This window comes from Sphingomonas sp. Leaf23, assembly GCF_001421585.1.
In the GTDB taxonomy this organism is placed as follows: Bacteria; Pseudomonadota; Alphaproteobacteria; order Sphingomonadales; family Sphingomonadaceae; genus Sphingomonas.
Genome location: NZ_LMKR01000001.1, coordinates 165,412 through 186,948, shown reverse-complemented (window position 1 = coordinate 186,948; position 21,537 = coordinate 165,412). Strand labels below are relative to the sequence as shown.

18 protein-coding genes are annotated in these 21,537 nt (G+C 65.7%); 8 read left to right on the top strand and 10 right to left on the bottom strand.

Translation table 11 applies throughout. From position 1 onward, the window contains the following. Positions 1 to 15: 15 nt before the first annotated feature. The 7 genes from dnaG (at position 16) to ASE67_RS00890 (ending at position 8,998) form a co-directional block, all read left to right on the top strand. Complete coding sequence (dnaG, locus tag ASE67_RS00920) at positions 16 to 1,821, top strand: DNA primase (RefSeq protein WP_055755943.1); 1,806 nt, start codon at positions 16 to 18, stop codon at positions 1,819 to 1,821. A 168-nt stretch (positions 1,822 to 1,989) separates the two neighbouring features. Then, complete coding sequence (gene rpoD, locus ASE67_RS00915; RefSeq protein ID WP_055755942.1) at positions 1,990 to 4,029, top strand: RNA polymerase sigma factor RpoD; 2,040 nt, start codon at positions 1,990 to 1,992, stop codon at positions 4,027 to 4,029. A gap of 220 nt (positions 4,030 to 4,249) precedes the next feature. After that, complete coding sequence (locus ASE67_RS00910; protein WP_235511738.1) at positions 4,250 to 4,855, top strand: DUF6975 family protein; 606 nt, start codon at positions 4,250 to 4,252, stop codon at positions 4,853 to 4,855. Between the two features lie 48 nt (positions 4,856 to 4,903). Next, positions 4,904 to 5,749: an AAA family ATPase gene (locus tag ASE67_RS00905; RefSeq protein WP_055755938.1), complete on the top strand. Its 846-nt coding sequence runs from the start codon at positions 4,904 to 4,906 to the stop codon at positions 5,747 to 5,749. Positions 5,750 to 5,879: 130 nt separating this feature from the next. Continuing rightward, a complete protein-coding gene (locus ASE67_RS00900) occupies positions 5,880 to 6,395 on the top strand; it encodes a CHAP domain-containing protein (protein WP_200922153.1) in 516 nt (171 codons plus the stop codon). 53 nt (positions 6,396 to 6,448) lie between these two features. Further along, the gene (locus ASE67_RS00895; protein WP_156348444.1) at positions 6,449 to 7,810 is read left to right on the top strand and encodes a hypothetical protein; all 1,362 of its coding nucleotides are present in this window, start codon (positions 6,449 to 6,451) and stop codon (positions 7,808 to 7,810) included. A 9-nt stretch (positions 7,811 to 7,819) separates the two neighbouring features. Then, entirely contained in the window at positions 7,820 to 8,998 is a 1,179-nt protein-coding gene (locus ASE67_RS00890; RefSeq protein ID WP_055755931.1) for a vWA domain-containing protein, read from the top strand. Here the strand turns inward: ASE67_RS00890 and ASE67_RS00885 are convergent, their stop codons facing one another. Next, positions 8,999 to 9,289 (bottom strand): Hpt domain-containing protein, encoded by a 291-nt coding sequence (locus ASE67_RS00885; RefSeq protein WP_055755929.1) that lies wholly within the window; start codon positions 9,287 to 9,289, stop codon positions 8,999 to 9,001. An 80-nt stretch (positions 9,290 to 9,369) separates the two neighbouring features. On the opposite strand from ASE67_RS00885, the gene ASE67_RS00880 reads away from it, so the two are divergent. Beyond that, positions 9,370 to 11,655, top strand: a complete 2,286-nt coding sequence (locus ASE67_RS00880; RefSeq protein ID WP_055755927.1) for a hypothetical protein — start codon at positions 9,370 to 9,372, stop codon at positions 11,653 to 11,655. Positions 11,656 to 11,883: 228 nt separating this feature from the next. Here the strand turns inward: ASE67_RS00880 and ASE67_RS00875 are convergent, their stop codons facing one another. The 9 genes from ASE67_RS00875 to ASE67_RS00835 all read right to left on the bottom strand — a co-directional run bounded on the left by ASE67_RS00875 (position 11,884) and on the right by ASE67_RS00835 (position 21,529). Next, on the bottom strand, positions 11,884 to 12,144 hold the full coding sequence (locus ASE67_RS00875; RefSeq protein ID WP_055755926.1) for a DUF1467 family protein: 261 nt from the start codon (positions 12,142 to 12,144) through the stop codon (positions 11,884 to 11,886). A gap of 5 nt (positions 12,145 to 12,149) precedes the next feature. Further along, a complete protein-coding gene (locus tag ASE67_RS00870; protein WP_055755924.1) occupies positions 12,150 to 13,790 on the bottom strand; it encodes a ribonuclease J in 1,641 nt (546 codons plus the stop codon). Between the two features lie 48 nt (positions 13,791 to 13,838). Beyond that, positions 13,839 to 14,630 (bottom strand): type III pantothenate kinase, encoded by a 792-nt coding sequence (locus tag ASE67_RS00865; RefSeq protein WP_055755921.1) that lies wholly within the window; start codon positions 14,628 to 14,630, stop codon positions 13,839 to 13,841. Between the two features lie 111 nt (positions 14,631 to 14,741). Then, positions 14,742 to 15,473 carry a biotin--[acetyl-CoA-carboxylase] ligase gene (locus ASE67_RS00860; RefSeq protein ID WP_235511737.1) on the bottom strand — a complete coding sequence of 244 codons (732 nt, stop codon included), beginning with the start codon at positions 15,471 to 15,473 and terminating at the stop codon, positions 14,742 to 14,744. After that, entirely contained in the window at positions 15,440 to 16,885 is a 1,446-nt protein-coding gene (gene nuoN / locus ASE67_RS00855; RefSeq protein WP_055755919.1) for an NADH-quinone oxidoreductase subunit NuoN, read from the bottom strand. Before nuoN ends, ASE67_RS00860 begins: the two co-directional genes overlap by 34 nt. Then, positions 16,885 to 18,450, bottom strand: a complete 1,566-nt coding sequence (locus ASE67_RS00850) for an NADH-quinone oxidoreductase subunit M (protein ID WP_055755917.1) — start codon at positions 18,448 to 18,450, stop codon at positions 16,885 to 16,887. Before ASE67_RS00850 ends, nuoN begins: the two co-directional genes overlap by 1 nt. A 37-nt stretch (positions 18,451 to 18,487) precedes the next feature. After that, positions 18,488 to 20,581, bottom strand: a complete 2,094-nt coding sequence (nuoL, locus tag ASE67_RS00845; protein WP_055755916.1) for an NADH-quinone oxidoreductase subunit L — start codon at positions 20,579 to 20,581, stop codon at positions 18,488 to 18,490. A gap of 34 nt (positions 20,582 to 20,615) precedes the next feature. Next, the gene (gene nuoK, locus ASE67_RS00840) at positions 20,616 to 20,921 is read right to left on the bottom strand and encodes an NADH-quinone oxidoreductase subunit NuoK (RefSeq protein WP_055755914.1); all 306 of its coding nucleotides are present in this window, start codon (positions 20,919 to 20,921) and stop codon (positions 20,616 to 20,618) included. Next, positions 20,918 to 21,529, bottom strand: a complete 612-nt coding sequence (locus ASE67_RS00835; RefSeq protein ID WP_055755910.1) for an NADH-quinone oxidoreductase subunit J — start codon at positions 21,527 to 21,529, stop codon at positions 20,918 to 20,920. Before ASE67_RS00835 ends, nuoK begins: the two co-directional genes overlap by 4 nt. Positions 21,530 to 21,537 lie beyond the last annotated feature (8 nt).

Sequence of the window (21,537 nt, the reverse complement as noted above, 5' to 3'; positions counted from 1 at the left end):
CGAGCACAGGAAGCCATGACCCTATCCCCCCAGTTCCTTGACGAGTTGCGCACCCGCACGACGCTGTCGGCGCTGGTGGCGAAATCGGTGAAGCTCCAGCGCTCGGGCAACGAGTTCAAGGCGTGCTGCCCGTTCCATACCGAGAAGACGCCGAGCTTCTGGGTCAATGACGACAAGGGCTTCTACCACTGCTTCGGTTGTGGGGCGCACGGCGATGCGATCCGCTGGATGACCGACCAGCGCGGCCTGCCCTTCATCGACGCGGTGAAGGAGCTGGTCGCGGCGGCGGGCATGGAGATGCCGGCACAGGACGCGCGTTCAGCCAAGGCGGCGGAGCGGGCCAAGGGCCTGCACGAGCTGATGGCCGATGCGCAGACCTGGTTCGCCGACCGGCTGGGCGATGAGGGCGGCATCGCCCGCGAGGCGCTGGCCAAACGCGGGATCAAGCCGGAGACGGCGCGGGCGTTCGGCATGGGCTTTGCCCCCGATGCGCGCGGCCGGTTGAAGGCGGCGCTGGCGTCGTACGGCGATCCGATGCTGGTCGAATCGGGGATGCTGATCTCAGTCGAGGGCAAGGAGCCGTACGACCGGTTCCGCGGGCGGCTGATGATCCCGATCCGCGATGCGCGCGGGCGGACGATCGCGTTCGGCGGACGCATCCTGGGCGATGGCGAGCCGAAATATCTGAACTCGCCGGAAACCCCGCTCTTCGACAAGGGGCGCACGCTCTACAATATCGACCGGGCGCAGGCCGCCGCGCGCAAGGCCAAGCGGGTGATCGCGGTCGAGGGCTATATGGACGTCATCGCGCTGGCGCAGGCCGGCTTCGATGAGGTCGTGGCGCCGCTTGGCACCGCGCTCACCGAGCATCAGCTCGAACGGCTGTGGCGGATGGCCGACGTGCCGATCCTGTGTTTCGACGGCGATGCGGCAGGGATCAAGGCGGCGCGGCGCGCGGCCGAACGGGCGCTGCCGCTGTTGCAGCCGGGCAAGAGCATTGCCATCGTCACCATTCCCGATGGCATGGACCCCGACGATCTGGTTCGCGCAGAAGGTGCGCAGGCATTCGAGGATCTACTCGCGCGGCGCGAATCGCTGTCCGATTTCCTGTGGCGGCTGGAACTGGCGACGCTCCCGCCCGGCGCGGGGCCGGACGAGCGCGCGGCGTTCGAGCATGAACTGGCGCGGCTGGCCGGCATGATCACCCATGAAGGTATTCGCCGCGAATATTTCCGAACCTTCAAGGATCAGTTTTTCGCGCTGTTCGGGGCGAAGGACCGCCGCCTGCGCATCGTTGCCAACGACATGGCGGCAGCGGCCGAGGTCCAAAAGGTCGATATGGTCTTCGCCTTCCAGCGGGCGATCCTGATGGGGCTGATGCAGCATGTCGACGTGCTGAAGCGCCACTGCGAACTCGTCGCGCAACTGCCGATCGTGAACGGGCTGCTGCGGCGCTGGCGCGATCATCTCATCGACCTGGCCATTTACCGCAGCGACCTGACTGAAAGCCTGCTGACCGACACGATCGCCGCTGACCGGCAGCTGGTCGACATGGCGCGGCGGAACAAGGAAACCGATCTCGCCTTCAGCTTCTGGCTGCGCGATACCGAAGTGGAGACGGCCGAAACCGACCTGTTGCGGGTGATCCAAATCCTGGTCGACGAACAGGCGTGCCGCCGGGCGGAGAATGCGGCGGCCGAACGGTGCCGCCAGGATACGACCGAACGGACCTTCGCCGACTATCAACAGGCGCGATCCGACCACGCCGCCGTGCAGGCGCGCATCCGGAGCTGGATGGAGGAACTGGACGAGGCGGCTTGATCCCCTCGCCCTTGCCTCCCATATCGCCGTCGTACAATTACCGCGAATCTACCTCCGAACCGCTTCATTGCGCGCTCTTGGCTTGCAAAACGCGCGGTGCCGGACAAAGACGACGGGTAAAATAGCGCCAGCGCGGTTGTGCTGCGTGACATTTCTTGAGGGTTATTGATGGCCAAGGCGAATGGTGGCGGCGACGACACGATCGATACCGGCGACGCGCCGCTGATCGACCTGAACGAAGGGTCGATCAAGAAGCTGGTCGCCCGTGCGAAGAAGCGCGGCTACATCACCGTCGACCAGCTGAACGAGATGCTGCCGCAGGATCAGATGACCTCGGAGCAGATCGAGGACATCATGTCGGCGCTGAACGACATGGGCGTCAACGTCGTCGAGAACGAGGACGCGGGCGAGGACGGCGAAGGCGAGGAACGCGCCAAGCAGGAAGAGGACGGCGACGACGAAACGTCGACCGACCAGGACGATGCGTCCGCCGCGTTCGAACCGGTCAAGAAGAAGGAAACCGTCGACCGGACCGACGATCCGGTGCGCATGTACCTGCGCGAGATGGGTGCGGTCGAACTGCTGAGCCGCGAAGGCGAAATCGCCATCGCGAAGCGGATCGAGGCCGGTCGCGACACGATGATCTTCGGCCTGTGCGAATCGCCGATCACGTTCAACGCGATCATCGGCTGGTCGACCGCGCTCAACGAAGGCACGATGCAGCTGCGCGAGATCCTCGATCTCGACGCGATGCTGTCGAAGGACCCCGCGCCGGAATCGCTGTCCGATGACGAGGACGCCGACGACAACGGCGAAATCTCGTCGAAGAACGCCGGCCCGTCCTTCAAGGAAGAGGAAGAGCCCGAGGAAGCATCGGCCGACGAGGACGAGGACGGCGAGCGCCGCACCCCGCGCCCGAGCGACGATGACGATGAGGACAACACCCTCAGCCTCGCGCAGATGGAAGAGCAGCTGAAGCCGCAGGCTTTGGAAAAGTTCGCCAACATCACCGCGATCTTCAAGAAATTCTCGAAGATGCAGTCGCAGCGTCTCGACGCGATGGCGGCGGGCGATGGCCTGAGCGCGGCGGAAGAGCGCAAGTACCAGAAGCTGCGCGAAGAACTGACCGCCGAGGTCGAGAGCGTCCAGTTCCATCAGGCCAAGATCGAATATCTGGTCGATCAGCTCTATGCCTATAACCGTCGCCTGACGGCGCTGGGCGGGCAGATGCTGCGTCTGGCCGAGCGTCACAAGGTGCCGCGCAAGGCGTTCCTCGACAGCTATGTCGACCATGAACTGGACGAACAGTGGCTGACGTCGGTCGCGACGATCGACAAGAAGTGGAAGGCGTTCGCCGAGAACGAAGGCGCCGCCGTCGACCGCATCCGCACCGAAATCGCGGAAATCGCACAGCAGACCGGCATGGCGCTGGGCGAATTCCGCCGCATCGTCAACATGGTGCAGAAGGGCGAGCGCGAGGCGCGGATCGCCAAGAAGGAAATGGTCGAGGCGAACCTGCGCCTCGTGATTTCCATCGCCAAGAAGTACACCAATCGCGGCCTGCAGTTCCTCGACCTTATCCAGGAGGGGAATATCGGGCTGATGAAGGCGGTCGATAAGTTCGAATATCGCCGCGGGTACAAGTTCTCGACGTACGCGACGTGGTGGATCCGGCAGGCGATCACCCGCTCGATCGCGGATCAGGCGCGGACGATCCGCATCCCGGTTCATATGATCGAGACGATCAACAAGCTGGTGCGCACCAGCCGCCAGTTCCTGCACGAACAGGGCCGCGAGCCGACGCCGGAGGAGATGGCCGAGCGCCTTTCCATGCCGCTCGAAAAGGTTCGCAAGGTGATGAAGATCGCCAAGGAGCCGATCTCCCTCGAAACGCCGATCGGCGACGAGGAGGATTCGCATCTGGGCGACTTTATCGAGGACAAGAACGCGATCATCCCGGTCGATGCCGCGATCCAGGCGAATTTGAAGGAAACGGTCACCCGCGTCCTTGCGTCGCTGACCCCGCGCGAAGAGCGTGTGCTGCGCATGCGCTTCGGCATCGGCATGAACACCGACCATACGCTGGAAGAAGTCGGCCAGCAGTTCAGCGTGACCCGCGAACGCATCCGGCAGATCGAGGCAAAGGCGCTCAGGAAGCTCAAGCATCCGAGCCGCAGTCGCAAGATGCGCTCCTTCCTCGACCAGTAAAATCCCCGCCCCGGCCCTTGTCAAAGCGCCGGGGCGGTTCGTTTCGGGACAGTTCCGAACCGCTACTTGCGCGCGACATAGCGGTTAAAAACCCGGCAACCGTGTTCCTACGCGCTTGGGTTATCTATTGTCGCCATACCCGTCCCCGTGAAGTCATGGGAGCCGGCGGTTGATAGTGGCGATTGCAAACAGGGATGGTTGCGACACGGCGGAACGTCTGTTGCGGATCGTTCTCGCCGATGGCAGTGCCGGGCATGTCGCCCCCGACCTGCTGTCGCGCGGCGATGCCCTGTTGCGCGATGTAGCCGATGCGCTGCATCAGCTCTGTTCGCTGCACGGGCGGCATCCGGGCGTCGTCGACCATGCGGCCGGGTCGGAACTGCATCCATCCGCCGCGCCGTGGCTGGCGCAGGCCGCGGCAGGGTTTGCCGAGGAACGCGCCTATCTGATCCGGGTATCCGCCGCCGTCGGCCCGCCGCCGGGTACGCCGGGACAGGCCGCCGCCGAAGCCGCGCTGGCGGCGCAACGGCATGCGATCGACCTGCTCGCGCGATCGGTGCGACCCGGCTGTGCGCTGGGCGCGGCGATCGCCGTGACGCTCGACTGGCCGGAGATCCGCCGCCCGCTGGACGCCGCCGCGATCCGGATGGGGCTGGAGACGATGCCGGTCACCCTGCCCTCCACCGCGCAGACGCTGCGCCTGATCGACACGGTGACTGCGGAGGCGCCGATCGAGCGCGCCATGACCTTTGGCCTGCAGCAGCTGCTGGCCCAGCATCGCGGGCTGTGGGACCTGTTGGTCGCGCGGGCGGAAAGCCGCGGGTAGCGCACGCCCGCATCCCCGCCTATCGTAGTGGCCATGACGATACCGCCGATGCGCTTCAAGGGAACCGAGGGTTATGTCGCGACCGACGATCTGAAGGTCGCGGTGAACGCGGCGGTGACGCTGCGCCGCCCGCTGCTGGTGAAGGGCGAGCCCGGCACCGGCAAGACCGTGCTGGCGCAGGAAATCGCGCGCGCGGTCGGTGCGCCGCTGATCGAATGGAACGTCAAATCGACGACCCGCGCGCAGCAGGGGCTATATGAATATGACGCGGTGGCGCGGCTGCGCGACGGGCAGCTGGGCGATCCGCGCGTCCACGACATCGCCAACTATATCCGCCGGGGGAAATTGTGGGAGGCGTTCACCAGCCCCACCCTGCCGGTGCTGCTGATCGATGAGGTCGACAAGGCCGATATCGAATTTCCCAACGACCTGCTCCACGAACTCGATCGCATGGCGTTCGACGTGTACGAAACCGGCGAGCGGGTGACGGCGCGCGAACGGCCGATCGTCGTCATCACGTCGAACAACGAAAAGGAACTGCCCGACGCGTTCCTGCGCCGGTGTTTCTTCCACTATATCCGCTTCCCCGATCGCCCGACGATGCAGGCGATCCTCGACGTGCATTTCCCGGGTATCCAGACGCTGCTGGTCAACCGCGCGCTCGACCTGTTCTTCGCGGTACGCGACACGCCGGGGTTGAAGAAGAAGCCGTCGACCAGCGAACTGATCGACTGGCTGAAGCTGCTGCTGCACGACGACATGCCGCTGGAGGTGCTGGCGTCGCATGATCCGGCGAAGGCGATTCCCCCGCTGCACGGCGCGCTGCTCAAGAACGAGGCGGATGTCATGCTCTTCGAACGGCTCGCCTTCCTTCATCGGCGCAAGGGCGGCTGATTGCGACCGGTCGTGGCGACGTAGCGGTGGGCTGTGACGGCAGGGTTTCGTTAACCATGATCGCCAACCGATTGGCGACCATCGCTCGCCCACAATCGTGCCCGTGTTCGGTTCGCTTTTCCGGGGCCTCCTGCTCCTCGTCTTCGCCGGTGCCGCCAGCTTCCCGCTCGAGGCGCGATCGCTGCTGGATTATGTCGGGCAGTGCGTGCCGTTCGCGCGCGCTGCGTCGGGGGTGGAAATCTATGGCGATGCATGGACTTGGTGGGATCAGGCGCAGGGTCGTTATCCCCGCGGCCACACGCCCCGCGTCGGTGCCGTGCTGACCTTTGAAAAGACATCGCGCCTGCCGCTCGGCCACGTCCTCGTCATCAGCCGGGTCGTCGAACCGCGCGTGGCGATGGTCACGCACGCCAACTGGTCGCGGATCAACGGCGTGCGCGGCGGCGTGGAGCAGGACGTCACCGTGTTCGACGTGTCGGCCAAGGGCGACTGGACCAAGGTGAAGGTGTGGTATCGCGATTCGCAGGGGTTGGGCAGTTCGGTCTATCCGACGCACGGCTTTATCTATGGCCCGCGCCCCGCGACCGAATTGAGCAGCGCAGCGCCGGACTATGTCGGGTCGCTGATCGACGCCTACGCCCGTTGAGAGCGTGACGGCCGTCGGATTTGTCGGGTAGACCCGCGCCCATGGGGATGGGCATGCAGCGGGGACATTGGCTTTGGATCGCCGGCATCACGCTGGCGGGGCTGGTGCTGCGGTGCCTGGCCGCGCGGGGCGGATTGTGGCTCGATGAGGCATGGTCGGCGATCTTTGCGCAGGAGGTGACGACACCCGCCGGGGTGCTGTTCCAGATCAATCACGACAACAACCACCATCTGAACACGCTCTGGCTCCAACTGGTCGGGCCGGCCGCGCCGCCGATGCTGCAGCGCGCGCTGTCGATCGTCAGCGGCACATCGACGATCGTCATCGCCGCACGGATCGCAGCACGGCGCGGGCCAGCGCCGGCGGTCGTTGCGGCCGTCGCCTTCTGCGTTGCGCCATTCCTGCTGACCTATGGTGCCGAAGCGCGCGGCTATGCCCCGATGCTGCTCGCCTGGGTCTGGGCGATCGACGTCGCCGATCGCTGGCTGGCCGATCCTGCCCACCCCCGGCCCACGACGGCGCTCGCCATCGCTGCGCTACTGGGGTGTCTGGCGCAGGCGACGATGCTGTTCGGCCTGTTCCTATTGGGATTGTGGGTCGTGCTGGAACGGTGCTGGGACGCCGGCTGGCGACAGGGCCTGCGCGATACCGTCGTCTTGCTGGCTCCCGCCGCTGCCGTCTCGCTTCTGCTGATTGCGACCGCCTGGTTCGCGGCGTCGGCCGGGGGCACCGGCTTCCACCTGGGCAACCGCGAACCGCATGACTGGGGCAAATGGTTCGATGCGATGGGCCAGTTGATCGGCGGCACGATCGGTCCGGCCGTCGTTCTGGTGCTCCTAGCCTATCTGGCGCGGGACGTATGCGACCGACTGAAGACGCTGGCGGCCATCGCCTGGGCATTTCCGCTGCTGGTGGCGCTGCTCGCACTCCCGAACAGCGGGGCCGCACGCTATTATATCGTCATCGTGCCGCCGCTGCTGCTGTTCGCGGCGATCACCCTGCCGGCGGCATGGCACCGGCACCGGTCGGTCGACCGATGGCTGGCCGGCGGGATCGTACTCGCGTTTCTGGTGCAGGCGGGGTTTGCCGATAGCGTGATGGTCCGCAATCTACGCGGCGACCCCGGCCGGGCAATCGCGACGCTCAGCAGGGTCGCGCCGCGCGGCGCCACCGTGTCGGTCGACTATGACCGGTCGAGCGCGATCCTGATCGCGGCGGCATGGTCGCAACAGTATCCGCTCACGCTCGCCGCCAGCCCCTGCCCGCCCGCGCATTTTCATTTCGTCGAGCGCGATGGCGACGCGGCCTTTCCCGGCAGCCCCGGCTGGTGCGGCCGCGCCTATCGCGAGATCGCGCGGGGTGATCCGGCGGGGCTGTCGGGTACGCACTGGCGCCTGTACGCGGCGATGCGGTAAACAGCCGCGATGTTCCATTCGTTCGTCGAAGCGCTGCGCCGGGCCGGCCTGTCGGTCGGCATCCGCGAGCATCTCGTCCTGATCGACGCGATCGATCGCGGCGTCATCGAACCGACGCTCGACGCCTTCTACCACCTCGCCCGGACGACGTTCGTGAAGGACGAGGGCGTAGTCGACCGGTTCGACCGGGTGTTCGGCGAGGTCTTTGGAGGGATTGCCGCGCCGGCCGGAGTCGATCCGGTGGCGATCCCCGCCGACTGGGTGCGCGCCATCGCCGAACGCTATCTGACGCCCGAACAGATGGCGGCGATCGACCCGACCGGCGACTGGGACGCGCTGATGGAGACGCTGCGCCAGCGGCTGGCCGAGCAGGACGAGGCGCATCATGGCGGATCGAAATGGATCGGCACCGGCGGCACCAGCCCGTTCGGCCATGGCGGCTACAACTCCGAAGGCATCCGCATCGGCGGGCAGAGCCGGCACAACCGTGCGGTAGAAGTCTGGGAACAGCGCGAATTTCGCAATCTCGATCACGACCGTGAGCTGGGCACCCGCAACCTCAAGATCGCGCTGCGTCGCCTGCGCCGGTTCGCCCGCGAAGGCAGCGCCGACGAACTCGACCTCGACGCGACGATTGCCGACACCGCCCGGCGCGGCTGGCTGGACGTCGCGATGCGACCGGCGCGGCGCAATGCGGTGAAGCTGCTGCTGTTCCTCGACGTCGGCGGGTCGATGAACCCGTTCATCGAACAGGTGGAGGAACTGTTCTCGGCCGCCACCGCCGAGTTTCGCCACCTCGAATTCTTCTATTTCCACAACTGCATCTACGAAGGGGTCTGGCGCGACAATCGCCGCCGCTTTGCCGAGCGGTTATCGACCGCCGACCTGCTGCGGACCTATGGCCCCGACTACCGCCTGGTCGTGGTCGGCGATGCGGCGATGAGTCCCTATGAAATCGTCCATCCCGGCGGGTCGGTCGAGCATCATAATGACGAAGCCGGCGCCGTCTGGCTGCAACGGCTGACCGCGCACTGGCGGGCGGCGGCGTGGATCAATCCGGCCCCGCAGGCGCATTGGGACTGGACCCATTCGACCCGCCTGATCCGCGACCTGTTCGCCGACCGGATGTATCCGCTGACCCTCGACGGGCTGGAAGCGGCGATGCGCGAGCTTTCACGCCGCCGATAGTCAGAAGCGGTCGACCGCGCGGTGCAGGCGGCGCAGCGTCGCCGCATCGCCCACCGGGGCCAAAGCCGCCTCCGCCGCCAGCGTCATCAGCCGAACCGCGCCGAAGCTGGCGGCCAGCCCTTTCAGGCGGAATGCCGCCCCGGCCCATTGCTCGCCGGTCGCACTTTCCATGGTGGTGAGGACCCGCCGGGCGCTGTCGATGAACGCCCCGCGCAGTTCGGCGATCAGTAGCGGTTCGTCGCCGACCGCCGCCGCCAGTGTCGCATCGATCGCACCGGGATCATAAGCCATGGAATCGGGATAGCGCGAACGGGGTTAACGGATCGTTACCCGGCTGTCGCTGCCCATCCGATCGTGATAGACCCCCGGCCATGAACGGGGGTTCGATCACCGGGCTGCATCAGCATCGCCACGACGCCGACGACGGGTTCACGGTGCGGGACACCGTGACCGACGACACGCAACACTGGCTGGCGGAGGCCTTTCCGGAGGCCGAGCCGATCCGCCGCAACTGGATCGGACCCGGCCTTGCCGGGCTGGCGGTGGCCGCGTGGATCGGCGGCATGCTCGTGTGGAGCGCCCCCTCCGTCCCCGCGCTCGGCCCCGTCGGCATTACCTCCTTCATCGCCGCATTGTGCGTGCCGCCGATGCTGATCGGCATCGCGTGGCTGTTGCTGCGTCGGAACAGCCGGAGCGAAGCGCGACGTTTCGCCGCCACCGCGCAATCGATGCGGGCTGAAGCGTTCGCGCTGGAACAGGTCCTCGAATCGGTGCGCCGGACGCTCGCCGAATCGCGCACCGAAGTTGTCGAGCAAAGCGCGGCGCTGATGATGCTGGGCGATGCCGCGACCGACCGGCTGCGCGGGATCAGCGCCGACATGCGCGAACAGATCGCCGCTATCGGGGAAACCACCGCGACGCTCGACCGGATGAGCCTGACTACCGAACAACGGCTGTCGACGGTCCTCGCCACCCTGCCGCGCGCGCATGCCGAAACGGCGGAGATGGCCGCGCTACTCGATGCGACCGGCCTGACCGCCAGCGAGCGCGTCGCGGCGCTCGACGCGCAGCTCGCCGGGGTCGCGCAACGCTCGCGCGAAGCCGACGATCTGGCCAGCGGCGCGGCGCAACGGCTGGCGGCGCATATGCAGCGGATGGAGGCGACCAGCGAGAGCGCGGGCGTACGTCTGGAAAGCGTCATCGGCACCATGTCGGGCGCGATCGACGCGGTGCTCGACCGCGCCGCCGCCGCGATCGACGAATCACGCAAGGCGATCACCGCGCAGGGTGATGCTACCATCGCGATGATCGAGGCGAACGGGTCCGCGATCGAACGCGCCGGGCGCGAGGGTGCGGAACTGCTCGCCACGCGCGTCGCCCAGATCGACGGATCGATCCGCAGTCTGGCCGGGCAGCTCGACGACCGCCGCCGCGATAGCGAGGCACTGCTGACCCTGCTCAACGACGGCCTGTCGGGTGTCGACGAGCGGTTCGACCGGTTGCGCACCACCGGCGTCGAGCGCGCGCAGGCGGTGGCCGGATCGGTCGGCGCGCTGACCCAGGTCGCCGACGCGCTCGCCGAGGCGCTGGCCAATGGCGACGACACCGCCCGCCGGGTCATCGCGACCGCCGAAGAGGTGCTGACCGCGCTCGATTCCGCCGCCCGCGAAATGGACGAAACGCTGCCGGGCGCGCTCGACCGGCTCGATGCGCGCATCGCCGACAGCCGCGCCGTGGTTGCCCGGTCGAAGCCCGAATTGCTGGCACTGGTCACCGCTGCCGAAAGCACGCACGACGCGATCGAGGCGATTGCCGGGGTCGTGGCAATGCAGCGCGATACGCTGTCGACCGTGCAGCAGTCGCTGCTCGACACGCTCGATCGCGGCGCGGAGCGGATCGAGGGCGTGCGTACGATCGTTGACGATACCATCGCCACCACCGTCCGCTTCGCCGAAGACGCCGCCCCGCGCCTGTCCGAAGCGATGCTGCGCATCCGCGATACTGCCGAAGCCGCCAGCCAGCAGGCGCGCGACACGCTGGCCAAGGTGCTGCCCGACGCCGCCCGCGATCTGGAGACGCAGGGCGCCCGCGCGCTGGCCAATGCGGTCGACAATGCGGTGACGTCGCAGGTCGCGGAATTGTCGACGATCGCGAACCACGCCGTCGCCTCGGCGATCGAGGCATCCGAGCGTCTGTCGCGCCAGATGCTCGACATCGCCGATACCAGCAAGCTGCTGGAAGACAGGATGGCCGCCGCACGGGCCGAGCGCGAAGCAGCGGACAGCGACCAGTTCTCGCGCCGGGTATCGCTACTAATCGAGGCGATGAATTCGGCCGCGATCGACATCGCCCGCTCGCTGTCGACCGATGTGTCGGACACCGCCTGGGCCGCCTATCTTAAGGGCGATCGCGGCGTCTTTACCCGCCGTGCCGTTCGGCTGATCGACGGCGCGCAGGCACGCGATATCGCGCTGCTCTACGATCAGGACGACGGCTTCCGCGATCAGGTGAACCGCTACATCCATGATTTCGAAGCGATGCTGCGCCACATCCTGACGCTGCGCGACGGATCGCCGATGGGGGTCACGCTACTGTCGTCGGACATGGGCAAGCTGTACGTCGTGCTGGCCCAGGCGATCGAGCGACTGCGTAGCTGAAACGGCTACGGGGCAACACGTTGCCGTCGCACGGCGTTGCGACGGCTGTTCTCTACAACGCGCCTGACTGTTCCCTGAAGAGAGCGCGGACCTGCCCGGCACCGATCCGTGGCAGGTCGTGCGTTCCGGTCTGCGTCCGACGACGCTGATGGAAACGACGCATTTCCAGTCATGCCGGGGATTTGTTTGCTGTCCCTACGATCTCGTCGCGACGATGATCGGCCGACTTCAGCGGTAGAAGTCGAGCATGTCGGCGGTCACCCACCCGAACACGAAGTTCAGATAGAAGAGCGCGAACAGCACGGTCGCGACGATCGTCGTCCGCCATGCCATTCGGCCGAAGCGGAACCCGGCGGGCGCGCTGTCGGCCTGTCCCGGTACCGGGGGTTCGCCCGCCTCATGCGTCGTGCGAACCCCGAACGGCAGGACCAGGAACATGGCGAACACCCAGAAGAGCAGGTAGATCGCCAGCGCCGACTGCCACGCCATCTGCGTCAGGCCGGGATGATGAGGACGTCGACCACCGGCTTCTTGCCGGTCCAGCGGGTCGCCACGCGGCGCACGGCCAGGCGGATCGCCTCCGGCAGCTTGCCACGTTCGCGGCCCTTCGCCGCGACCGCTTCGGCGGCGGCATCCACCGCTTCCTCAAGGAACGGTTCGCGGTCTTCCTCGACCGGCACGCCCTGTACGCGGATCTGCGGATCGCCGATCAGCTGCCCGCGCCGGTCGATCGCGACCGCGACCGACATATGGCCATAGGCGGCCAGCTTGCGCCGTTCGTTGATCGTCGTGCCGTCGGCCGGCAGGATCACGTCACCGTCGAGCGCCAGGCGACCGACCGTGGCATGGCCCACCTTCACCGGATTACCCGGCGCCAGGCGCACGATGTCGCCATTGGTCTGCACCAGCGTCTGCTTGATCCCCTGCGACAGGGCAAAGCGGGCATGTTCCATCAGGTGGCGCATTTCGCCATGCACCGGCATCAGCACCTTGGGCCGCAGCCAGCCATAGAGCTTGGCCAATTCCGGCCGACCCGGATGGCCCGACACGTGGACATGCGCCTGCCGGTCGGTAATCATTTCGATGCCCGCCGCCGCCAGCTGATTCTGGATGCGGCCGATCGCGACCTCGTTGCCCGGAATCTGCTTCGACGAGAAGATCACCCGATCGCCCGCCTCCAGGCTCAGCTGATGCTCGCGATTGGCGATGCGGGCCAACGCCGCGCGCTGCTCACCCTGCCCGCCGGTCGCGATGATCAGCACCTGCTCGCGCGGGAGGCGCATCGCGGTGTCGAAATCGACCGTCTGGGGAAAGCTCTTGAGATAGCCGGTGGCCTTTGCGACCTTCAGGATGCGGTCGAGCGAGCGGCCCGCCACGCACACCTTGCGGTTCGTATCGCGCGCGACCTCGCCCAGCGTGTGCAGGCGTGCGGCGTTCGATGCGAAGCTGGTGACCATCACCCGCCGCCCCTTGGCCGACGAAATCTGTTCGAACAGCCCCTTGCGCACATCCGCCTCGGACCCCGACGCTTCGGTGTTGAAGACGTTGGTCGAATCGCAGACGAGCGCGAGGATGCCGTCATCGCCGATCGCGGTCAGTTCCGCCGGGGTGGCCGGGGTCGCGACCATCGGGTTCGGATCGAGCTTCCAGTCGCCCGAGTGGAACACGTTGCCATGCGGCGTCGAGATCACGAGCGAGGTCGATTCGGGGATCGAATGCGCCATCGGCACGAACTTCACGCCGAACGGGCCGACATTCACGTTGCCGCCCAGCTGGACGATCTTCAGCTTCACGCGGTCGGCGATGCCTTCCTCGTCCAGCTTGCCGCGGATCAGCCCAGCGGTGAACGGCGTGGCATAGATCGGCACGCCCAGATCGGCGGCCAGATAGGGCAGCGCCCCGATATGGTCTTCATGGCCATGGGTGATGACGATGCCGAGCAGCTGGTCGCCGCGTTCCTCGATGAATTGCAGGTCGGGCAGCATGACGTCGATGCCCGGATAGGCCGGGTCGGCAAAGGTCACGCCGCAGTCGACCATCAGCCATTTGCCGGCGGTGCCGTACAGGTTGACGTTCATGCCGATTTCGCCCGATCCGCCGAGCGCGACGAAGAGCAGTTCTTTCTTAGGTGTCACTCAATTTCTTTCAATGCCCGCGCCCATTCGCGGGTTCGGTTTGCTTCGTTAATTCGCTGTAGAGATATGGGTGCGGCGCCACAGCATCGCCAGTCCCGTGATGGTCAGGTCCTGTTCGATCGAATCGAACACCTGCGTATGTTTCTCGAATAGGATCGCCAGACCGCCGGTGGCGATGACGCGAACCGGGCGGCCGATTTCCGCCTTCATCCGCGTGACCAGCCCCTCTATCATGGCGATATAGCCCCAATAGATGCCGATGTGCATCTGGTCGGCCGTATTGCGGCCGATGACGCTGGTCGACAGCGGCGCCTCGATCGCGATCCGGGGCAGCTTCGCTGCCGCCGTCACGAGCGCGTCTAGCGACAGATTGATGCCCGGCGCGATGATCCCGCCCTTGTACGCGCCCGAATAGTCCACGACGTCGAATGTCGCGGCGGTGCCGAAATCGACGACGATCAGGTCGCCGGGATGCGCGGCGTGCGCGGCAATCGCGTTCAGCGCGCGGTCGGCACCGACAGCATGTGGTTCCTCGACGTCCAATGCGATGCCGAAGGCCGCCGCGCCGCGTCCCGCGACCAGCGCCTCAACGCCGAAATATTTGATCGCCAGCACTTCCAGATTGTGCAGCGCGCGGGGGACGACGGTGCCGATGATGACCGCGGTCACGACCGACCGGTCACGCCCGTCGAGGGCCAGCAACTGACTGAGCCACACCGCATATTCGTCCGCCGTCCGGCGAGGATCGGTCGCAATACGCCAGCGCGCGACGATGCCGTCGTCGCCATCGACCAGTGCAAACACGATATTGGTATTGCCGGCGTCGATCGCTAGCAGCATCGAATTTCCTCGCCATGCCCGAATGGCACGCTACGTCCTGCGGTATAGCTTGTACCGACCGACGACAAGCACCGCATGGGATGCCGCCGCTGCAGCGTTGCTCGCCCATCGTCAGCCACAGACGTCTCCGGCGTGCACCATCGTCACCGCGCCATCCCGGCCGATCAGCCGCAAGGCACCATCATCGCCCAGCCCGCCAAAGCCACCTTCCCGTTCACCGCCATCGGGCAGGCGGACCCGCAGCGGCGTTCCCCGCGGATGGGCCATGCCTTCCCACGCCATGCGAATGCCGTGGAGGTCTCCCCCCCGCCACCGGGCAAGCCCGGCGGCAAACCGGTCGCGCAGCAGGTCCAGCATCACCGCCGGGGCGACCGCGACGCCATGATCGGCAAGGCTGGTCGTTGCTCGGTCGGGCAATTGCGGATGGCTCGCAAGATTGACCCCGAAGCCGATGACGACCGCATTCCCTGCTCCCCGCTCCAGCAGGATACCCGACAGCTTGGCGCCGTCGATCAACAGGTCGTTGGGCCATTTGATGGTCGCTAGACCGGGCGCAACGGCCCCGACCGCCTCCGCCAACGCGACAGCCGCAACCAGCGTCAGCGTCGGTGCGGACGGATCACCGGGCCGGAGGCGAACGATGGTGCTGGCAAAGAGATTGCCGGCACCATCCGCCCAACTCCGTCCGATACGGCCCCGCCCCGCAATTTGCCGATCGGCGCGAAGCCAGAGCCCTTCCTCGGCCCCGGCGTCTGCCGCAACCAGCAGGTCGGCGTTGGTCGATCCCGTTTCGGCGGTGACGCGTACGGTCAGAACAGCGCCCGCGCAGCGGTCAACGACCAAGCGGTCAGCGGGCCGATGAGGAACAGGCTGACCGGCGAGATGACGATCGCCGCAGCCAGCGTCAGGCCGCCCTCGACCAGTGCCGGCTCGCGACCGAACGCCGGTGCCGGTTCGTCGAAGTACATCGTCTTCACGACGCGCAGGTAATAGAACGCACCGATCGTCGACGCGGCGATACCGATCACCGCCAGCGACAACAGCCCTGCCTGCACCGCAGCCTCGAACACCGCGTACTTGGCCCAGAAGCCGAACAGCGGCGGGATGCCGGCGAGCGAGAACATGAAGATCATCAGCGCAAAGGCCAGTGCCGGACGCGTCCGCGACAGGCCCGCCAGGCTGGCGACCGTCTCAACCGGCTGGCCATGCTCGTCGCGCATCTGCAGGACGATCAGGAAAGACCCCAGCGTCATGACGACATAGACGGCGAGGTAGAACAGCACCCCAGCCACACCCTGCGCAGACCCGGCGGCAAGCCCGATCAGCGCGAAGCCAACATTGTTGATCGACGAATAGGCGAGCAGCCGCTTGATGTTCTTCTGCCCGATCGCGCCGACCGCGCCCAAGATGATCGATGCCAGTGCCGCGAAGATGACGATCTGGCGCCATTCGAGGACCGCCGGACCCATCGCTTCGACCGCAACGCGGAGTGCCATCGCCATCGCCGCAACCTTCGGCGCAGAGGCGAAGAAGGCGGTGACCGGCGTCGGCGCGCCTTCATACACGTCGGGGGTCCACATGTGGAACGGCACCGCCGCCAGCTTGAAGGCAAGCCCGGCGAACACGAACACCAGCCCGAACAGCAGGCCCATGTTGCGCGGACCGGCATAGGCCACCGCGATATCGCTGAACAACGTCGTCCCGGCAAAACCGTACACCAGGCTGACGCCATAGAGCAGTATGCCCGACGCCAGCGCGCCCAGCACGAAATACTTCAAGCCCGCTTCGGCCGACCGCGTGTCGCGCCGCATGAAGCTGGCGAGGACATAGGCGGCAAGGCTCTGCAGCTCGAGGCCGACATAGAGCAGCAGCAGGTCGGATGCCGACACCATCATGCCCATGCCGCACGCCGACAGTAGGATCAGCACCGGATATTCGGGCTTCAGGTCGTCACCGTTGGTACGCGCGAAAAAGCGCGGCGCGATGATGATCGCGACTGCCGAGGCGAGATAGATCAGCACCTTGGCAAAGGCCGCGAACGCATCGGCACGATACATGCCGTCGAACGCGGTACCCCCCGACGATCCGTTACCGACCAGCGCAACGCCGGCGCCTGTCAGGACGAAGACCGCCGCGATGCTGACGCCACGCGCCGCCGCCTGCTTGCCCCAGGCCGATACCAGCATCAGGACGATCGCCCCGACCGCCAGCACCAGTTCGGGCAGCGTCATCGTAAGTTGTTCGGCGTAGCTCATCAGTGCGATTCCCCGTGCGCCGCAGCCGCACCCGTTTCATGTTCCGCAGCCTTCGCCGCTGCCGCCGCCGGATTGCCCGGTGTCGGCCGTGAGTCCGACCCCGGATTCGCGCGCTCGATCCGTGCGACCAGCAGGCCGACGTCCTTGCGCATCGGTGCCATGAAGCTCTCCGGATAGACGCCCATCCACAGTACCACCGCCGCGATCGGCGCCAGCAGCGCCAGTTCGCGGAACGACACGTCCGGCATCGCCTTCACGTCGTCATGCACCAGATCGCCCAGCGCGATGCGACGATAGAGGTACAGCGAATAGGCCGCGCCCAGGATGATGCCGGTCGTGCAGATCAGCGCGGCCCAGGTGGACAGCTGATAGGTGCCGGCCAAGCTCAGGAACTCACCGACGAAGCCCGACGTGCCCGGCAGACCGATCGATGCCATGGTGAACAGCAGGAAGAACACGGCGTAGCGCGGCATGTTGATCGCCAGACCGCCGTACCGCGAGATTTCCCGCGTGTGCAGCCGGTCATAGATGATGCCGACGCACAGGAAGAGCGCGCCCGACACCAACCCGTGGCTGAGCATCACGATCATCGCGCCTTCGATACCCTGTTGGTTGAAGGCGAACAGGCCGATGGTCACGATCGCCATGTGCGCGACCGAAGAATAGGCGATCAGCTTCTTCATGTCCGACTGCACCAGCGCGACGAGCGAGGTGTAGACTACCGCGACCGCCGACAGGGTCAGGATCAGCCAGGTCAGCTGACCCGACGCCTCCGGAAACATCGGGATCGAGAAACGCAGGAAGCCGTAGCCGCCGAGCTTCAGCAGGACGCCCGCCAGGATGACCGATCCGGCGGTCGGCGCCTGCACGTGCGCGTCGGGCAACCAGGTGTGGACCGGCCACATCGGCATCTTGACCGCGAACGACGCAAAGAACGCCAGCCACAGCCACGTCTGGACATGCGCCGGGAAGTCATAGGCCATCAGCGTCGGGATGTCCGACGTGCCCGCCGTCTGGATCATGTAGATCATCGCGATCAGCATGAGCAGCGAGCCGAGCAGCGTATACAGGAAGAACTTGTACGACGCATAGATACGGTTCGCCCCGCCCCAGATGCCGATGATCAGGTACATCGGGATCAGGCCGGCTTCAAAGAAGACGTAGAACAGCAGCAGGTCCTGCGCCGCGAAGGTGCCGATCATCAGCACTTCGACGGTCAGGAACAGCGCCATATATTCCGGCACGCGGGTCGTGAACGACTTCCACGACGCGCCGATGCAGATCGGCATCAGGAAGACGCTGAGCATGATGAGCATCAGCGCGAAGCCGTCGATGCCGAGCGCGTAGCGGAACACGCCGAAGTCGCCCAGCGCGGGCGCCTCGACGAACTGCCACTGGGCACCGCCGATGTCGTAATTCGCCCAGAGCAGCACGCCCAGCGCGAGATTGACCAGCGTGGCGATCAGCGCCGTCCAGCGCGCTCCATTCGCCGATACGAACAGGCACAGCATCGCTGCGACCGCCGGTACCAGCAGCATCACCGACAGGATCGGGAAGCCGTTCACGAGTTATTCCCCCGAACCAATTGCTTGAAACCGCGCATCACGACGCGATCGCCCAGGTAACCGCCGCCGTTAGGCCGATCAGCATGACGAAGGCATAGGTGTAGAGATAGCCGGTCTGCATCCGCACCGCGAGGCGGCTCGACAGGTTGACCAGTGTCGCCGACCCGTCCGGGCCAAAGCGATTGATCGTCTGTTCGTCGCCACGCTTCCAGAAGAAGCGGCCGAGCGCGAACGCCGGGCGGACGAAGAGCAGGTGATACAGCTCGTCGAAATACCACTTCTTGAGCAGGAAGCGATGCAGCACGCGGAAGGTATCCGCTATCCCCGCCGCCGTACCCGGACGAATGATATAGACGTAGAGCGCACTCACCAGACCGACCAGCATGACGATGGTCGCGGCCAGCTTCACCAGCAACGGCACCCCGTGCATCGCGTGCATCAGATGTTCGTTGAAGAACAGGCTGCCCTTCCAGAACGTCTCGCCCGATTCCGGCTCGATGAACCAGTGGTGGAAGACATAGCCGGCTGCCACCGCACCGATCGTCAGGACGATCAGCGGGATCAGCATCACGATCGGGCTTTCATGCGGATGATAGCCCGCGGTGCCCTCCACCACATCGCTGGCATGCGCATCGTGCGCCGACGGGGCATGGCCCGCGTCTTCCGCTGCCGGATGCGCGTCGTGATCGTGGTGCGCGTGATCGTCGTGGCCGTGATGGCCGTGCGCGTCATGCACCGCGTGCTGAATATGCTCCGACCCGGCCCAACGCGGCTTGCCGAAGAAGGTCAGGAACATCAGCCGCCACGAGTAGAAGCTGGTCAGCAGTGCGGCGAAGGTACCGACATAAAAGGCACCATAGCCGTTCGGACCCGATGCCCATGCCGCTTCGAGGATTGCATCCTTCGAGTGATAGCCGGCAAAGCCACCCACGCCGTAGATACCGACACCGGTGATCGCGAGCGTACCCGCCATCATCGCCCAAAAGGTCAACGGAATATGCTTCCGCAGGCCACCATAGAACCGCATGTCTTGTTCATGGTGCATCGCGTGGATGACCGAACCGGCGCCCAGGAACAGCAGCGCCTTGAAGAAGGCGTGGGTGAACAGGTGGAACATCGCCGCGCCATAGGCACCGACCCCTGCCGCAAAGAACATGTAGCCGAGCTGCGAACAGGTCGAATAAGCGATGACGCGCTTGATGTCGGTCTGCACCAGACCGATCGTCGCTGCGAACAGGCAGGTCGCGGCGCCGACGGCGGTCACGACGGCCAGCGCGGTCGGCGACGTTTCGAACATCGGCGACAGGCGGCACACCATGAAGACGCCCGCGGTGACCATCGTCGCCGCGTGGATCAGCGCCGACACCGGGGTCGGGCCTTCCATTGCGTCCGGCAACCAGGTGTGGAGGCCGAGCTGCGCCGACTTGCCCATCGCGCCGACGAACAGCAGCAGACATAGGACTGTCATCGTGTCGGCACGGAACCACAGGAAGCCGATCGTCGAACCGGCCATCGACGGCGCTGCCTGCAGGATCTCCGGGATCGAGATGGTGCCGAACACCAGATAGGTGCCGAAGATACCGAGCATGAAGCCAAGGTCACCGACGCGATTGACGATGAACGCCTTGATCGCGGCGGCATTGGCCGAAGGCTTGCGGAACCAGAAACCGATCAGCAGGTACGATGCCAGACCGACGCCTTCCCAACCGAAGAACATCTGCACCAGGTTGTTCGCGGTCACGAGCATCAGCATCGCGAACGTGAACAGCGACAGATAGGCGAAGAAGCGCGGCTGATCGGGGTCCTCGCTCATATAGCCCCAGCTATAGAGGTGGACGAGTGCCGAGACGCTGGTGATGACGACCAGCATGACCGCTGTCAGCGCATCGACCCGCAATTCCCATGCGATGTCCATGCCGCCCGACACGATCCACGTCGACACCGGCGCGACATTCGCCTGCGCCGTACCGGTCAGGAACGGAATGAAGATCGACCAAGACAGCCCAGCCGCCGCCAGCAGCCCGGCGGTCGTGATGATCTTTGGCACCGTGATGCCGAACGCGCGGTTCGACAGCCCCGCGACGATCGACGCCAGCAGCGGCAGGAACACGACGATATGGATGGCGCTCACGAAAGCACCCCCGAAACCCGAAAAGCCACCGGCATCACCCCTTCATCCGGTTGACGTCGTCGACCGCGATGGAACCGCGACCACGGAAATAGATGACCATGATAGCCAGACCAATCGCGCTCTCGCCCGCGGCGACCGCCAGGACAAACATCGCGAAAATCTGTCCGACCAGATCGCCGAGCTGCGCCGAGAAGGCGACGAAATTGATATTCACCGCCAGCAGTATCAGCTCGATCGACATCAGGATGACGATCAGGTTCTTCCGGTTGAGGAAGATGCCCAGCACGCCCAGCGTGAACAGGATCGCCGCGACGACCAGATAATGCGTAAGACCGATCACAGCTCGACCCCCTGCCCGATGGGCTGATTGACGTTACGGATCGCATCCTTGGCGCGACGATTGATCTGGCGATTGATGTTCTGCGCCTTCGCATCCGCCCGCTTGCGCTGGGTCAGCACGATAGCACCGATCATCGCGACCAGCAGCACCAGCCCGACGCCTTCGAAGACATACAGGTAGCGCGTGTAGAGCAATTGCCCGATCGCCTCGATGTTCGGCACCGCCGCATCGGTCGGAGCGATCCGCTTGGCGAGATCGATCCGCGCCGCCGTCCAGGCATAGGCCCCGACGACCAGCTCGACCGCGAGCAGCACCGCAAGGGCGAGGCCGGCGGGCAGATAGCGGACGAACCCGGCGCGCAGTTCGGTGAAATCGATGTCGAGCATCATCACGACGAACAGGAACAGCACCGCGACCGCACCGACATAGACGATGACCAGCAGCATCGCGATGAATTCGGCCCCGCACAGGACCATGAGGCCGGCGGCGTTGAAGAAGGCGAGGATCAGCCACAGCACCGAATGGACCGGATTGCGCGACGTTATCGTCAGCGCGGCCGATGCCACCACGATCGTGGCGAACAGATAGAAGGCGAGTGTCTGGATCACGAGCGCTG

Excerpts from the sequence above, each read along its gene's own strand:
- dnaG (WP_055755943.1), top strand. The coding sequence starts at position 16 with ATGACCCTATCCCCCCAGTTCCTTGACGAGTTGCGCACCCGCACGACG.
- rpoD (WP_055755942.1), top strand. The coding sequence starts at position 1,990 with ATGGCCAAGGCGAATGGTGGCGGCGACGACACGATCGATACCGGCGAC.
- ASE67_RS00905 (WP_055755938.1), top strand. The coding sequence starts at position 4,904 with ATGCGCTTCAAGGGAACCGAGGGTTATGTCGCGACCGACGATCTGAAG.
- ASE67_RS00895 (WP_156348444.1), top strand. The coding sequence starts at position 6,449 with ATGCAGCGGGGACATTGGCTTTGGATCGCCGGCATCACGCTGGCGGGG.
- ASE67_RS00890 (WP_055755931.1), top strand. The coding sequence starts at position 7,820 with ATGTTCCATTCGTTCGTCGAAGCGCTGCGCCGGGCCGGCCTGTCGGTC.
- ASE67_RS00885 (WP_055755929.1), bottom strand. The coding sequence starts at position 9,289 with ATGGCTTATGATCCCGGTGCGATCGATGCGACACTGGCGGCGGCGGTC.
- ASE67_RS00880 (WP_055755927.1), top strand. The coding sequence starts at position 9,370 with ATGAACGGGGGTTCGATCACCGGGCTGCATCAGCATCGCCACGACGCC.
- ASE67_RS00875 (WP_055755926.1), bottom strand. The coding sequence starts at position 12,144 with ATGGCGTGGCAGTCGGCGCTGGCGATCTACCTGCTCTTCTGGGTGTTC.
- ASE67_RS00865 (WP_055755921.1), bottom strand. The coding sequence starts at position 14,630 with ATGCTGCTAGCGATCGACGCCGGCAATACCAATATCGTGTTTGCACTG.
- nuoN (WP_055755919.1), bottom strand. The coding sequence starts at position 16,885 with ATGAGCTACGCCGAACAACTTACGATGACGCTGCCCGAACTGGTGCTG.